15 protein-coding genes are annotated in these 13,356 nt (G+C 60.8%); 5 read left to right on the top strand and 10 right to left on the bottom strand.

All coding sequences use genetic code 11. From position 1 onward, the window contains the following. The first annotated feature begins 154 nt into the window (after nt 1–154). From GTP23_RS17235 to GTP23_RS17220, 4 genes are all read left to right on the top strand, one after another. Entirely contained in the window at nt 155–832 is a 678-nt protein-coding gene (locus GTP23_RS17235; RefSeq protein WP_161036279.1) for a response regulator, read from the top strand. Further along, on the top strand, nt 829–2,133 hold the full coding sequence (locus tag GTP23_RS17230; protein WP_161036278.1) for an ATP-binding protein: 1,305 nt from the start codon (nt 829–831) through the stop codon (nt 2,131–2,133). The genes GTP23_RS17235 and GTP23_RS17230 overlap by 4 nt, the downstream gene beginning before the upstream one ends. Before the next feature lie 31 nt (nt 2,134–2,164). Continuing rightward, nucleotides 2,165–2,533 carry a glyoxalase superfamily protein gene (locus GTP23_RS17225; protein ID WP_161036277.1) on the top strand — a complete coding sequence of 123 codons (369 nt, stop codon included), beginning with the start codon at nt 2,165–2,167 and terminating at the stop codon, nt 2,531–2,533. Nucleotides 2,534–2,713: 180 nt separating this feature from the next. Then, complete coding sequence (locus tag GTP23_RS17220; RefSeq protein WP_161036276.1) at nt 2,714–3,172, top strand: hypothetical protein; 459 nt, start codon at nt 2,714–2,716, stop codon at nt 3,170–3,172. Nucleotides 3,173–3,357: 185 nt separating this feature from the next. On the opposite strand, the gene GTP23_RS17215 is transcribed toward GTP23_RS17220, so the two are convergent. Both GTP23_RS17215 and pyrE read right to left on the bottom strand, forming a co-directional pair. Then, nucleotides 3,358–4,215, bottom strand: coding sequence for an alpha/beta fold hydrolase (locus GTP23_RS17215; RefSeq protein ID WP_229256149.1), 858 nt, complete (start codon nt 4,213–4,215; stop codon nt 3,358–3,360). Nucleotides 4,216–4,225: 10 nt separating this feature from the next. Next, on the bottom strand, nt 4,226–4,891 hold the full coding sequence (gene pyrE, locus GTP23_RS17210; RefSeq protein WP_155436788.1) for an orotate phosphoribosyltransferase: 666 nt from the start codon (nt 4,889–4,891) through the stop codon (nt 4,226–4,228). A gap of 106 nt (nt 4,892–4,997) precedes the next feature. On the opposite strand from pyrE, the gene GTP23_RS17205 reads away from it, so the two are divergent. Further along, a complete protein-coding gene (locus GTP23_RS17205) occupies nt 4,998–5,765 on the top strand; it encodes an exodeoxyribonuclease III (RefSeq protein WP_155436789.1) in 768 nt (255 codons plus the stop codon). 34 nt (nt 5,766–5,799) lie between these two features. Here GTP23_RS17205 and GTP23_RS17200 read toward each other — a convergent pair whose 3' ends face one another. The 8 genes from GTP23_RS17200 to GTP23_RS17165 all read right to left on the bottom strand — a co-directional run bounded on the left by GTP23_RS17200 (nt 5,800) and on the right by GTP23_RS17165 (nt 13,308). Continuing rightward, on the bottom strand, nt 5,800–6,687 hold the full coding sequence (locus tag GTP23_RS17200) for a pseudouridine synthase (RefSeq protein WP_161036275.1): 888 nt from the start codon (nt 6,685–6,687) through the stop codon (nt 5,800–5,802). Then, complete coding sequence (locus GTP23_RS17195; RefSeq protein ID WP_161036274.1) at nt 6,687–7,574, bottom strand: M48 family metallopeptidase; 888 nt, start codon at nt 7,572–7,574, stop codon at nt 6,687–6,689. The genes GTP23_RS17200 and GTP23_RS17195 overlap by 1 nt, the downstream gene beginning before the upstream one ends. Then, on the bottom strand, nt 7,561–8,862 hold the full coding sequence (locus GTP23_RS17190) for an AmpG family muropeptide MFS transporter (protein WP_161036273.1): 1,302 nt from the start codon (nt 8,860–8,862) through the stop codon (nt 7,561–7,563). The genes GTP23_RS17195 and GTP23_RS17190 overlap by 14 nt, the downstream gene beginning before the upstream one ends. 5 nt (nt 8,863–8,867) lie before the next feature. After that, complete coding sequence (metW, locus tag GTP23_RS17185) at nt 8,868–9,473, bottom strand: methionine biosynthesis protein MetW (protein WP_161036272.1); 606 nt, start codon at nt 9,471–9,473, stop codon at nt 8,868–8,870. After that, nucleotides 9,470–10,648, bottom strand: a complete 1,179-nt coding sequence (gene metX, locus GTP23_RS17180; RefSeq protein WP_161036271.1) for a homoserine O-succinyltransferase MetX — start codon at nt 10,646–10,648, stop codon at nt 9,470–9,472. Before metX ends, metW begins: the two co-directional genes overlap by 4 nt. Nucleotides 10,649–10,738: 90 nt before the next feature. Then, the gene (gene ptsP, locus GTP23_RS17175; RefSeq protein ID WP_161036270.1) at nt 10,739–12,526 is read right to left on the bottom strand and encodes a phosphoenolpyruvate--protein phosphotransferase; all 1,788 of its coding nucleotides are present in this window, start codon (nt 12,524–12,526) and stop codon (nt 10,739–10,741) included. After that, nucleotides 12,526–12,795, bottom strand: a complete 270-nt coding sequence (locus tag GTP23_RS17170) for an HPr family phosphocarrier protein (protein WP_155436796.1) — start codon at nt 12,793–12,795, stop codon at nt 12,526–12,528. Before GTP23_RS17170 ends, ptsP begins: the two co-directional genes overlap by 1 nt. A 105-nt stretch (nt 12,796–12,900) precedes the next feature. Continuing rightward, nucleotides 12,901–13,308, bottom strand: coding sequence for a PTS sugar transporter subunit IIA (locus GTP23_RS17165; RefSeq protein WP_155436797.1), 408 nt, complete (start codon nt 13,306–13,308; stop codon nt 12,901–12,903). Nucleotides 13,309–13,356 lie beyond the last annotated feature (48 nt).

The raw sequence follows: 13,356 nt of genomic DNA, 5'->3' as shown, positions 1-13,356 counted from the left end.
CAAATGGCCGCGCCAGATCCGCTCCGGACTGTCGTGAAATTGTCCTGAATTTGTAGGCTGCATTTGTATAAAAAGTGTAGCGAAGTGTACGTGATTGTCAAAAACGCCACCACCGGTCCGCTCTCCACTACAATAGCCGCAAACTGGAGGTACGATGCAGCGTCTGATGCTGGTGGAAGACGATGCGCGGCTCGCCGCGCTGATCAAGGAATATCTGGAGGAATACGACTATCAGGTCGATGTGGTCACGCGCGGTGATCAGGCGCTGGCACGTTTTCGCCAGAACCAGCCCGACCTCGTCATCCTCGATCTGACTTTGCCCGGCGTCGACGGGCTGGTGATCTGCCGCGAACTACGCCAGCTCAGTGCCATCCCCATCCTGATCCTGACGGCGCGCGAAGACAGTTTCGACGAAGTCTCGGGACTGGAACAGGGCGCCGACGACTACGTCAACAAGCCGGTGCAGCCGCGCGTGCTGCTGGCCCGCCTGCGTGCACTGCAGCGGCGCGGCCATGCGGTAAGCGGCACCGATCTGGTGTTCGGCCAGTTACGCATCTCGAGCGAGAACCGCACGGTCTTCTGGCGCGGTCAGGAAGTGGCCATGAATAGCGCCGAATTCAAACTGTTCGCCATCCTCGCCAAGGCAGCGGGCAAGGTGATGTCGCGTAACGACATCCTGGTGCGCATGCGCGGCATCGAGTTCGACGGACTCGATCGCAGCATCGATAACTGCGTCTCGCGCCTGCGCCGCAAGTTCGATGACGGCACGGCAGAGCGCATCAAGACCGTCTGGGGCGAAGGCTATCTGTTCAGCCCTTCCGCATGGGAATGAACCGCCTGTTCTGGCGCTTTGCGGCGCTGGTGCTGCTGGCCATTACGCTGGCCACGGGCGCCATCTATATCACCTTCAGCCTGCTGTTCGGCGACCCGCTGGAAGAAATGGCGCGGCGTCAGGCAGCCGGCCAGATTTTTCTGCTCGAGCAGTACATCGATCAGGCCGGCGCCGACGAATGGCTGCCACGTCTGAACAAGGTGCGAGAAGTCTCGGCCGCCTCGTTCGAACTGGAGCCGCTTGCTGCACTGCTGCCCCGCTTGTCCGCCCGGCAGCGCCAGCAGCTGCTGGACGGCGACATCATCATCGACGTGGGCGGCAAAGGTTTCTACCGGCGCGTGGACCGCGACGGTAACCGCTACATCGGCAGCGAGGCAGATCTGATACACGCCAGCCATCTGCCCATCAATATCGCGCAGGCGCTGGGCATGGAAGCCATCCGCTTTGCGCTGATCGCCATATTCCTGCTGCTGCCGATAGGCTGGTGGACGCAGCGCCACTGGCGCGGCCTGCTGTCGCTATCGCGTATGACGGACGCCTTCGGACAGGGTGATCTGAGCGCACGCGCCGGACCGCGCCAACCGTCCAGCATTGCGCCGCTGGCAGCACGCTTCAACCAGATGGCGGACCGCATCAGCCAGCTGCTGGAGGCACGCCGCGACTTGCTGCGCTCTGTGTCACATGAACTGCGTACGCCCATCGCACGGCTGGAATTCAGTCTGGAACTGCTGCGCGAGCAGCATGGTGCTGACCATCCTGCCATCCCGCGCCGGCTGAACGCCATGGGCAGCGATGTGGAAGAGCTGAAAACGCTGGTTAACGAACTGCTCACGCTGACCCAGCTCGATCATCCGTCTGCGCTGCCGGCGCAGCCGCTTGCTTTAGCGCCGCTATTGGAAGCCTGCGTCGCGCCGCCCGGCAAGGCCAGCTACAGCCTGCATCTGGCGCCGCAACTGGGGCAGATCCAGGGCCATGCACGGCTGCTGACGAGGGCTATCAACAATCTGCTGGGGAATGCCGCCAAATACGCTAACACCCAGTTTTCGCTGAGCGCTATGCGTGCAGGCGAAAAGATTTTTATTCATGTCGATGACGACGGCCCGGGCATTCCTGCCGGCGCGCGCGAGCGCGTCTTCGAACCCTTCTACCGGCTGGACCGCGAGCAGGACCACGCCAGCAGCGGTTTCGGTCTGGGGCTGGCCATCTGCACCAAAGCCTTGCAGCTGCATGGCGCCAGCATCACCATCAGCGATTCGCCGCTGGGCGGCGCCCGCTTCACCATCCTCATCCAGGACATATAATTTATCAATGGCGACTCGGTCCACTTACACGATGAAACTCCATAGCACTACACCGATACTGCGCATTTTCGATGAGGCGAAAGCGCGCGAATTCTATGTCGGCTTCCTCGGTTTCGCGGTGGACTGGGAGCACCGCTTCGAGCCCGGCCTGCCTATCTATTTGCAGGTGACGCGTGATGGCTGCACACTGCATCTATCGGAACACCATGGCGATTGTTCGCCCGGTGCCGCCATGCGCATACAGGTTGAAAATATCGAAGAACTGCACGCAGAGCTGAGCGCCAGGCAGTACAAATACGCCCGTCCCGCCCTGCACGATACGCCATGGGGTACGCGCGATATGACGGTACATGACCCGTTCGGCAACCGCCTCACGTTCACCAGCGCCATCAGCACCTGATACGCATGCAACACAAGGCCAGCCCCAGTATCGGGTGTGCCAAACATAAATAAAGTCTAGAACGGTCTAGAACGGTCTATTTGAGTCTAGAACGGTCTAGAAGTTGCTCCAAAAAGTCTAGAACGAACTATTTTTTGATGAGTCTGTCCAACTTCTAGACTTTTACCGAGGCACAAGGACATGACTTATACAGCGCTGCAGGCTATCCATCTGCCCTATGAGATTTATCTCGATCTCGAATTGCATCTGCTGGAATCGCGTCCTGACATCAGGCCGGATGCATTTATTCAGGAACTGGTACAGCACTGGCTGACTCTGGATAAGCAGCGCCATGCAATTCGTAAGCAGGGGCAAACCCAGCGAGGATTTCAGTGGAAGAATGTCTTTCTGCCAGATGGTACACGCCTGCGTACCAGCTATCAGCATAAGGTGGAATTTGCCACCGTGACGGGCGAGCAAATTGTCTCTGATGATGGGACAATGCTGACTCCATCGCAGTTCGCCAATCGGCACACTGGCGTACGTAATGCGTGGCGCTTCGTATGGCTACGCCTGCCCGCTGCGGAATACTGGATTCGGGCCGATCAATACCGATCACGGCTCGAAGGTGAGCCGCAACAAGGTATAAAAACTATCTGAAAAAGTCTAGAACTTGCTCCAGAGTAGTCTAGAAAAGTCTAGAAATCGAAGGCTGCGCGCATTTCTAGACCGTTCTAGACTGTTCTAGACTGTTCTAGACCATTCTAGACAAAATTAAAAAAAGAGAATACCCGCCCTGCCTGTCGGCCGCCCGAGGGCGAGCCGGCTTTTCCCGGCGTAGGGCATCAGGCAGGCAGCGCCATCCACTGCAGGATGTCGGCGAAGATCTGCTCGCGATTGAGCTCATTGAAATTCTCGTGGTAGTTTTGCGCGTGACGCTGATAAGTCAGCAGCGCTGGCGGCACCAGCTTCAGCATGGCTTCGCCGGCATCGGCATCGGCCAGCTGGTCAGCGCCGGCCACCACGACAAACAGGCGATGCGACCATGCCGGCATACGTGCCGCCAGCCCTTGCTGGGCATGGGTCAGCGCATTCCCAAAGCGCACCGTGATTTCCGTCGCACGGATGCCATCGCGTTCATCGGCATGGTGGCGTGCCGTGATGGTGCTGTCGTGCGTCAGCATATCGGTCAGCGACGCGAGCGGCACCTTCATGCGTGGCACCAGCGCGCCCAGCACACCGGATAGCGCCAGCAGCACCGGCGACACCTTGATGGCGTTGACGTAGTACGGCGACGACAGAATAAAGCCCTTGATGGCGGCATCACCGGCAAAGTGACCCAGTCCCAGATGGGTAGCGATCAGCGCGCCCATGGAATGGCCCATCACGTAGATAGGCACATCGGGATAGCTGCGCTTCACCCATTGCAGGAACTGTACGCTATCGTCGAGGAAGACATGAAAACCGGGAATATCCACGCGGCGCGCATCCTGATGGCCGCACAGATCATAGGCGACGGTCGCGATACCGTGCTGGCGGAAGTACAGCGCCGGCGTGACATAGTCGCCGCCGTGCGCCATGCCGCCGTGGATGGCGAGGATGACTGCGCGCGGAGCCGAACCTTCTGGCTCCCAGATATGGATACGGCGCTCGCCCTGCGCGCAACGGAAACTGGCTAGCCGGTCTTCGGAATAACGCATCATGTGGCGCGGCTCAGGCGATGCCGTAGCGGGTACGGTAGGCCGCAACAGCATCCTTGTACTGCAACAGTTGCGGATCAGCGCCAGCGCCATTCAGGTAGCTGAACAGGTCATCCAGATTACCGATCGAGATCACCGGAATATTGTAGGTATTGGCCACTTCCTGCACGGCCGAATTTGGCGACAGCTCGCCATCCTTGCCCGAGCGTTCCATGCGGTCCAGCGCGATCAGTACGGCGCATGGTTCGGCGCCAGCGGCACGGATCATGTCGACCGATTCGCGCACCGAAGTACCGGCCGAAATCACGTCATCGATGATCACGACTTTACCCTGCAGCTTGGCGCCCACGATGGTGCCGCCTTCGCCGTGGTCCTTGGCTTCCTTGCGGTTGAAAGCGAAGGAAGTATTGCGGCCTTTACCAGCCAGCGCCACGGCGGTAGCGGAAGCCAGCGTAATGCCTTTGTAGGCCGGGCCAAACAGCATATCGAATTCCACGCCCGAATCGAGCAGGGTCTGGGCATAGAACTGGGCCAGCTGGGCCAGCGTGGCGCCGTCATGGAACAGGCCCGCATTGAAGAAGTAAGGCGACTGGCGGCCGGCCTTGGTGGTGAATTCGCCGAAGCGCAGAACGCCGGTTTTGACGGAGAACGCGATAAAGTCCTGACGTAAGTTATTCATGCTGCCTCATTTCTGCCTAATTGTGATGATGCCCGTATTTTAACGCTACACTATCGCATTCCGAAGAAATCACGCACTTTTTGCGTCTCACTGCACTGAACTGACTATGCCGAAAATTATCTCTGCCAACCTGAATGGCATCCGCTCCGCTGCTACCAAGGGCTTTTTCACCTGGATGGCCGAACAGGACGCCGATTTCGTCTGCGTGCAGGAACTCAAGGCGCAAGCGCCTGATATGCAGCCAGAGTTCCTCAACCCACAGGGCTACCACGGCCATTTCCACTATGCCGAGAAAAAAGGCTATTCCGGCACGGGCGTGTACAGCAAAGTGGCACCGGACCGCGTGGTGATAGGCTTCGGCGCACCGGAATTCGATGCCGAAGGCCGCTATGTGCGTTGCGATTTCGGTAATCTGACGGTGATCTCCGTCTACTGCCCTTCCGGCTCCTCGGGCCCGGAACGACAGGAAGCCAAATTCCGCTTCATGGAACTGTTCCTGCCGCACCTGCAGACGCTGCACGCAGAGGGCCGCGAAGTGGTGATCTGCGGTGACTGGAACATCGCCCACAAAGAGATAGACCTGAAGAACTGGAAAGGCAACAAGAAGAATTCCGGCTTCCTGCCGGAAGAGCGTGCGTGGATGACGCGCATCTTCGACGAAGTAGGCTTCGTCGACGTACACCGCGGTCTGGACCCGCGCGAAGAACAGTACACCTGGTGGAGCAACCGCGGTCAGGCATGGGCCAAGAACGTGGGCTGGCGTATCGACTATCAGGTGGCCACGCCCGGCATCGCCGCTACCGCCACCACGGTAGCCATCTACAAGGAGCAGCGCTTCTCCGACCACGCGCCGCTGACCATTACCTACGCCTGATCGTCCGGCCTGATGGCATCACCGTCCTGCCGCCTCACAAGTTACGGCGGCTGAAAAACTCGCGCCGCTCGCCCGTCAGCGGATCATCGAAAGCGATGCGGCGCGCCAGCAGTTTCAAGGGCGCCGACACATCATCCTGCTTGCACGGCAGCGCAACGGGATAGAACGCATCGTTGATAATCGGGATGCCCAGCGCCGCCAGATGCACGCGCAGCTGATGCTGGCGGCCCGTGTGCGGCAGCAGCCGATACAGCGTGCAATCGGCACGCTGCTCGATCACATCGATCAGCGTCTCCGAATTGGGCTCGCCCTCGACTTCCTTCATGGTGAAGAATTTATCGCCTTCCACCATACGGCTGCGGTAAGTGAACGGAAAATCGCGCCCGTGCAGACGGGGTGCCAGCGCTTCGTATTCCTTCTCGATCACGCGCTGCTGGAATAGCGACTGATAGGCGCCGCGGCTATCCTGCCGGCGCGAGAAGATCACCACACCGGCCGTCTCGCGGTCGAGCCGGTGAATGGGCGTCAGTTCTTCCTCGTTGAACTGCTTCTTCAGCCGTACCAGCAAGGTCTCATGCAGGAATCGGCCGGACGGTATCATGGGCAGGAAATGCGGCTTGTCCACCACCAGCAGATGCTGGTCCATGAACAGCACTTCTTCCTTGAACGGTATCGGTGTTTCTGCGGGCAGCTCGCGGTAATAGAAGATGCGCATGCCACGCCGGAATGCGCTATCCGGTGCCAGCACCCTGCCCTCGCCATCGCGCACTTCGCCACGCGCCATGCGGTCACGCCAGCTGGCTTCGGCCACATCGGGAAAACGCGCCAGCAGAAAACTCAGCAGGTCCGGCCACTGCCCCTCCGGCAGCCATAGGTAGCTGGGCGCGACGCCGTCGCGCATGGGCAGTGGGGCTGCAGCCATCAGGATTTAGGCAGGGCCAGCGAACGGTAAGGCGGCAGGTTGTCCGGATCAAGGCCACGCGCACGGGCGTACACGGGCAACACCAGATACATATTCTTGTCCATGTCCTCGATACGCTTGCTGCCGCTGGGGTGAGTGGACAGGAAGGGCAAAGGCTGGCTCTTGTTCACAGCGCCCATCTTCTGCCACAGGGCGATGCCGGCACGCGGATCGAAACCGGCGCGGGCGGCCAGATCGAGGCCGACCAGATCCGCTTCGCTTTCATCATCGCGCGAGAAGCTCAGCGCCGCACCTTGCGCCACCGCGCCGGCAGCGGCATCGCCGAGGCGCGGATCTACCCCGAAATAGGCCGAGCCGATAGCGCCGAAGATGCGCGCACCGACCGAAGTAATCGCATTCTTGCCGGCCTGTTCGCGCGCATGCTCGCGCAAGGCGTGGGCAATTTCATGTCCCATCACCATCGCCACTTCGTCATCCGTCAGATTCAGCTTGACCAGAATGCCGTTGTAGAAAGCGATGCGGCCACCGGGCATACAGAACGCATTCACGGTGGGCGAATTGAGCAGATTGACTTCCCACTTCCAGTTGGCGGAATCGGGATTCCAGCGCGTCGTGAACGGGATCAGACGCTGGGCGATGGCGCGCAGACGGATCAGTTGCGGATTGCGGTCAGTGGCCACGGCATCCTTCTGGTGCGCCTGGGCCAGCATCTGGTCATACTGCAGCTTGGACTGCTGATCGAACTGGCGCGCATCGCCACCCAGCCCGCGCAGGCGCGACATGCGGGTAACGGGGATACCATCGTCCTGCGCCACAACGGGCAGGCTGGCGCACAGGCTGGCCAGCGCCAGCGCCAGCGCGGCCATCAGGGTTTTAGACTTTTTCATCACGAGTGTTCCATGGAGCGATTTTGGGCAGCATCATCATGGCAGGAAACGCCATGATAAAGCACACAATAAAGAACCAGAACCAGCCCGTCTGCGCCACGATATAGCCCACCGAGGAGTTGATAAACGTGCGCGGCACAGCAGCCAGACTGGAAAATAATGCGTACTGGGTGGCAGTGTAACGCGGATCGGTGGCACGCGACATGAAGGCCACCAGCGCGGCCGCGCCCAGCCCCAGGCTGGCAAACGCTTCGAAGCCGAAGGCGGCACTGAGCAGCCACATGTCCGGCCCCACTTTGGCCAGCCAGGCAAAGCCGAGAATGGCCAGCGCCTGCAGCACGCCGAACACCCACAGGGCGCGGTTAATGCCCAGTTTAATCATCCAGATGCCGCCCACGGCACCGCCGGCCAGTGCGGCCCACCAGCCCGTGGCGTTGGCAGCCAGACCGATCTGCTTGGTGGTAAAGCCTATATCGAGGAAGAACTTGGTCGACAGTGCAGTCGACATGCTGTCACCGATTTTATACAGCAGCACGAAGGCGATGATCAGCATGGCCTGCCGCCAGCCATCGCGCTGGATGAATTCGCGGAACGGCAGCACCACGGCTTCCTGCAGATTTTTCGGTGGTGCGCCATACACGGCCGGCTCGTGCGCCAGCAGCGTGCAGACCAGACCGGGCAGCATGAAGGCCGCAACGATCCAGAACACGGCCTGCCAGGGCATGCTGTCGGCCAGCACCAGCCCCAGTGCGCTGGGAATCAGGCTGGCCGCCTTGTAGGCATTGACGATGATGGCGGCCCCCAGCCCCTGCTCGTTCTCGGCCAGAATTTCGCGCCGGTAGGCATCGATCACCACGTCCTGGCTGGCAGACAGGAAGGCGATCAGAAACACCCCGCCCGCGATCAGCGGCAATTGCTGCTGCGGGTCCAGCATGCCCAGCGCCCCGATCACCAGGAACAGCGCCAGCTGGGTCAGCGCCATCCAGCCACGGCGCCGGCCCAGCGGGCCGATGGCGTAGCGGTCCATGAACGGCGCCCACAGAAACTTGAAGGTATAGGGAAAAGTCACCAGCGCGAACAGGCCCAGTGCTTTTACATCGAGGCCGGACTTGGCCAGCCAGGCCTGCATCAGATAGATCAGCGTGTACAGCGGCAGGCCGGAGCTGAAGCCGAAGAACAGGATGGCCACCGTGCGGCTGTTGAAATAGGTACGCCAGTGGCGTGCAGCCGCGGCGGCTTCCGGTGTAGCTTGCGCTGCGGCGTCCGGATTGGCGTCCCTTGTGGTCATCAGTACTATGCCTTTCTACGTAAGCGGAACACGGCCAGATCGCCGCGCAAATTGGGCAGGAAGTTGACCCGCTCGCCCTCGGCCAGTGCCACGCATTCCATCACTTCCAGCCCGCAGTCCTCGGCCAGATCGCGGAAATCGTTAATCGTCGCACAGCGCACGTTGGGCGTGTCGTACCATTCATAAGGCAGCGATTCCGATACCGGCATGCGGCCTTTGAGCAGCGCCACGCGGTGCGGCCAGTAGGCGAAGTTGGGGAAGGACACGATGGCTTCCTTGCCGACACGGACGATGTCGCGCAGCAGTGCTTCCACCTGCTTCATCATCTGCAGCGACGACAGGCACAGCACCGTATCGAAGCTGTTATCGCCGAACAGCGCCAGCCCCTTCTCCATATCCTGCTGGATCACGCGCACGCCGCGCTGGGTGCTCTCCAGTACCTTGTCATCGGCGATCTCGATGCCGTAGCCGCTGCACTGCTTGTCGCTCTGCAGATATTCCATCATCACACCATCGCCGCAACCGACGTCCAGCACATGTGCGCCGGGCGCTACCCAGTGGGCGATAAAGGCCAGATCCGGCCGCGCCTTGCTCAAGTCATTGAAATTCACTGCGCACCTCCGATCTCGTCCCACACCTGACCGTAATAGGCCCGCACCATATTCATGTAACGCGAGTCGTCGAGCAGGAAAGCATCGTGGCCGTGCGGCGCATCGATTTCCGCATAGGTGACCTGACGGCGGTTGCTGATCAGGGCCTGCACGATTTCCTGACTACGCTCGGGCGAGAAACGCCAGTCCGTAGTGAAGGAAGCCAGGAAGAATTTGGCGCGCGTCGCGGCCAGCGTTTTGGCCAGATCACCACCATGGGCACGCGCCGGATCGAAGTAATCAAGCGCCTTGGTAATCAGCAGATAGGTGTTGGCATCGAAGTATTCGCTGAACTTGTCGCCCTGGTAGCGCAGATACGATTCGATCTCGAAGTCCACGCCGAAGCCGAATTTATATTCGCCTTCGCCCTCGGCGCAACTGCCTGCCGCCGCGCCAGTGCCGGCATCGCGCAGCCGGCGGCCGAATTTCTCCGCCATGTCGTCGTCCGACAGATAGGTGATATGCCCCACCATGCGCGCCACGCGCAGACCATTCTTGGGCACCACGCCGTGCTCGTAGAAATCGCCGCCATGGTAGTCTGGATCGGACAGGATGGCCTGCCGCGCCACATCGTTGAAGGCGATATTCTGTGCCGACAGCTTGGCAGTGGACGCGATTACGATGCAGTGGCGCAACCGCTCCGGATACATGATGGACCAGGCCAGCGCCTGCATGCCACCCAGCGAGCCGCCCATCACGGCGGCGAACTGGGTAATGCCCAGCACATCGGCCAGACGCGCCTGCGCCGCCACCCAGTCTTCCACCGTGACCACGGGGAAGGCCGCGCCATACGGCTTGCCGGTGGCGGGATTGGTGTGCATAGGGCCCGTCGAGCCGAAGCAGGAGCCCAGATTGTTAATCCCGATGACGAAGAATTTATCGGTATCGAGCGGTTTGCCGGGACCGACCATATTGTCCCACCAGCCCTGACTTTTCGGCTGACCTTCATACACGCCGGCCACATGGTGCGAAGCGTTGAGCGCATGGCATACCAGCACCGCGTTCGATTTGTCGGCATTCAGCGTGCCGTAGGTCTCATACATCAGCATGTAGTCGCGCAGCGAAGCACCGCTCTGCAACTGCAGCGGCTGCGCAAAATGCATGGTTTGCGGAGATACGTATCCTAAGGATGACATTGTTTCAGTGTTTTCTAGGGGGCGGCCCCACGGGCCATCTAACAAGGCGGAACCGCGAGGATGGGTTCCGCCGTCTGGGTAGCCCCTCGGCTACATCAACTGCAATTGTTCGACCGCGTCTGCAATTACGTTGGGTTCCATCGAACGCATGATCTTGCGGGTTTGCGGCATGATGCGCGCAAGGTCGCTGTTCAGGATTTCCTGCTTGACCGACAGCAGCTGTGCCGGGTGCATCGAGAATTCGCGCAACCCCATGCCGAGCAGCAGACGGGTAAGCTTGATATCGCCCGCCATTTCGCCGCACACCGCCACGTCGATTCCGGCCTTATGCCCTGCTGCGATCGTCATCGAGATTAACTGCAGCACGGCCGGATGGAGGGGATTGTAAAGGTGTGCGACCTCATAATCAACCCGGTCGATGGCCAGCGTGTACTGGATCAGGTCATTGGTACCGATCGACAGGAAGTCCATGCGCTTGACGAACATGGGCAGGGCCAGCGCCGCTGCCGGTATCTCTATCATGGCGCCCACATCGACATCTTCATCGAATTTCTCGCCCCGTTCGCGCAGCGCCGCCTTGGCCTGCTCCACCATGGCCAGCGACTGGTCGATCTCGAAAGCATGGGCCAGCATGGGGATCAGGATGCGCACCTTGCCGAAGGCCGAGGCGCGCAGAATGGCGCGCAACTGGGTCAGGAAAATCTGCGGTTCGGCCAGGCAGTAGCGGATCGCGCGCAGGCCCAGTGCGGGATTCAGCGCCGTCTGTTCGCTCTGGTCGAGCGGCTTGTCGGCGCCGATATCGAGCGTGCGGATGGTGACGGGACGGCCTTTCATGGCCACCACGGCGCGCTTGTACTGCTCGAACTGCTCGTCCTCGGAAGGGATCCGGCTATCGCGCCCCATGAACAGGAATTCGGAACGGAACAGGCCCACGCCGTTGGCGCCCGCTTCCATCGCCGCCGCACAATCGTCCGGCAGTTCGATATTCGCCAGCAGGGTGATCTCGGTACCATCCTTGGTGATGGCCGGAGTCTTTTTCAGCTTGTTGAGCTTTTTGCGCGCACGCGCCGCCACCGCCTGACGCTCGCGGTACTGCTCCAGCACCAGCGAACTGGGGTTGGCAATCACCACGCCGGCATCGCCGTCGATGATCAGCCAGTCATCCTGCTCGATCAGGGTCGAGGCACCCGCCATGCCCACTGCGGCCGGAATATCGAGGCTACGCGCCACAATGGCCGTGTGCGAGTTCTGCCCGCCCACGTCGGTAACGAAGCCGATGAAGGAGCGATCGCGGAACTGCAGCATGTCGGCCGGCGAGATATCGTGCGCCACGATGATCATCTGGGCCTGGAACTCATCCTCGCCGCTGCTGGCGGGCAGGGTCTGGGCCGTGCCCAGCAAAACTTTCAGCACGCGCTCGGCCACCTGCTGGATATCGGCCTTGCGCTCGCGCAGATAGGGGTCTTCGATTTCGTCGAACTGGGCCGACAGCTCATCGATCTGGGTCAGCAGCGCCCATTCGGCGTTGTAGTGGCGGGTGCGGATGATGTCCAGCGGCTCTTCCGAGATCATGGGATCGGACAGGATCAGCGCATGCACGTCGATGAAGGCGCCCAGCTCGGTCGGAGCATCCTTGGGCAATTCGTTCCACAGGGTCTGCAGCTCCACGTGCACCTGCGCCAGCGCTTCCTGCAGGCGCCGCACTTCCGCTTCCAGCAGCTCCTCGGCCACCAGATAGTGCTGCACATCGAGTGCGGCAGGCGCCAGCTTGTGGGCGCGCCCGATGGCGATCCCGCGCGAGACGGGAATGCCGTGCAGAGTGAACGAAGCGACCGGCGCTCCGCTCGGGCTACGTAGGCGGCTGCGGTCCCCCGGCATTACTCGCCTTCGCCGAATTTATCGTTGACCAGCGCCGTCAGCGCCGTGATGCAATCGCCTTCGTCGGCGCCATCGGCTTCCAGCAGCACTTTGGCGCCTTTGCCGGCGGCCAGCATCATCACGCCCATGATGGATTTGGCATTGACCCGGCGCGCATTACGGGTGAGCCAGACATCGCTCTGATATTTTGCTGCCAGTTGGGTGAATTTAGCGGAAGCACGCGCATGTAAACCAAGCTTGTTGATAATCTCGAGTTCTTGCTGAATCATTTTTCTTTTATCTCAATCAGAAATGCGCACTGCAAAAGCCACCGCCAGCGCTGCGCGCGCCTTGCGACGGCCACGAAAAACCTGCCCCGGCCGGCCCCCAGGCACCTAGACGGCGCCGACGCGGATACGGTTATCCACCCGCACCGCCCCGCTCTGGGCGCCCGCCAGCGCCATTTCCACCACCACATCGAGCGCTTCGCGCCGGTAGGTGATGGCGCGCAGCAGCATGGGCAGGCTGATGCCGGCGATCACTTCCACCCGTCCGGCATCGGCCAGACAGTTGCAGCAATTGGCGGGGGTGCCGCCTTTCACGTCCGTCATCACCAGCACGCCGCTGCCCGTATCGAGCCGCTTGATGGCGGCTGCGGCCAGCGCCTGCACTTCGCCCAGATCCTGGTCGGCAATCACGTCGATCGCTTCCAGTTGCTCGGTGGGGCTACGGAACACGTGCGCACAGGCAGCCATAAAAGCCTGCCCCAGCGGCGCATGTGTCATAAGCAGTATGCCAACCATATTCTTAAACCGCCAGTCAGTACCGGAGTTTTTTAATACTATCCGGCA

The sequence above is a fragment of the Duganella fentianensis genome (genome assembly GCF_009857835.1).
Taxonomy (GTDB): domain Bacteria; phylum Pseudomonadota; class Gammaproteobacteria; order Burkholderiales; family Burkholderiaceae_D; genus Rugamonas; species Rugamonas fentianensis.
Note: the sequence above shows the minus strand (reverse complement) of the source record. Positions and strands in the feature narration are given on the sequence as shown.

Bases quoted from the DNA above. Each gene is read 5' to 3' on its own strand.
- GTP23_RS17235 (WP_161036279.1), top strand. From the start codon at position 155: ATGCAGCGTCTGATGCTGGTGGAAGACGATGCGCGGCTCGCCGCGCTG.
- GTP23_RS17230 (WP_161036278.1), top strand. From the start codon at position 829: ATGAACCGCCTGTTCTGGCGCTTTGCGGCGCTGGTGCTGCTGGCCATT.
- GTP23_RS17225 (WP_161036277.1), top strand. From the start codon at position 2,165: ATGAAACTCCATAGCACTACACCGATACTGCGCATTTTCGATGAGGCG.
- GTP23_RS17220 (WP_161036276.1), top strand. From the start codon at position 2,714: ATGACTTATACAGCGCTGCAGGCTATCCATCTGCCCTATGAGATTTAT.
- GTP23_RS17215 (WP_229256149.1), bottom strand. From the start codon at position 4,215: ATGATGCGTTATTCCGAAGACCGGCTAGCCAGTTTCCGTTGCGCGCAG.
- pyrE (WP_155436788.1), bottom strand. From the start codon at position 4,891: ATGAATAACTTACGTCAGGACTTTATCGCGTTCTCCGTCAAAACCGGC.
- GTP23_RS17205 (WP_155436789.1), top strand. From the start codon at position 4,998: ATGCCGAAAATTATCTCTGCCAACCTGAATGGCATCCGCTCCGCTGCT.
- GTP23_RS17200 (WP_161036275.1), bottom strand. From the start codon at position 6,687: ATGGCTGCAGCCCCACTGCCCATGCGCGACGGCGTCGCGCCCAGCTAC.
- GTP23_RS17195 (WP_161036274.1), bottom strand. From the start codon at position 7,574: ATGAAAAAGTCTAAAACCCTGATGGCCGCGCTGGCGCTGGCGCTGGCC.
- GTP23_RS17190 (WP_161036273.1), bottom strand. From the start codon at position 8,862: ATGACCACAAGGGACGCCAATCCGGACGCCGCAGCGCAAGCTACACCG.
- metX (WP_161036271.1), bottom strand. From the start codon at position 10,648: ATGTCATCCTTAGGATACGTATCTCCGCAAACCATGCATTTTGCGCAG.
- ptsP (WP_161036270.1), bottom strand. From the start codon at position 12,526: ATGCCGGGGGACCGCAGCCGCCTACGTAGCCCGAGCGGAGCGCCGGTC.
- GTP23_RS17170 (WP_155436796.1), bottom strand. From the start codon at position 12,795: ATGATTCAGCAAGAACTCGAGATTATCAACAAGCTTGGTTTACATGCG.
- GTP23_RS17165 (WP_155436797.1), bottom strand. From the start codon at position 13,308: ATGGTTGGCATACTGCTTATGACACATGCGCCGCTGGGGCAGGCTTTT.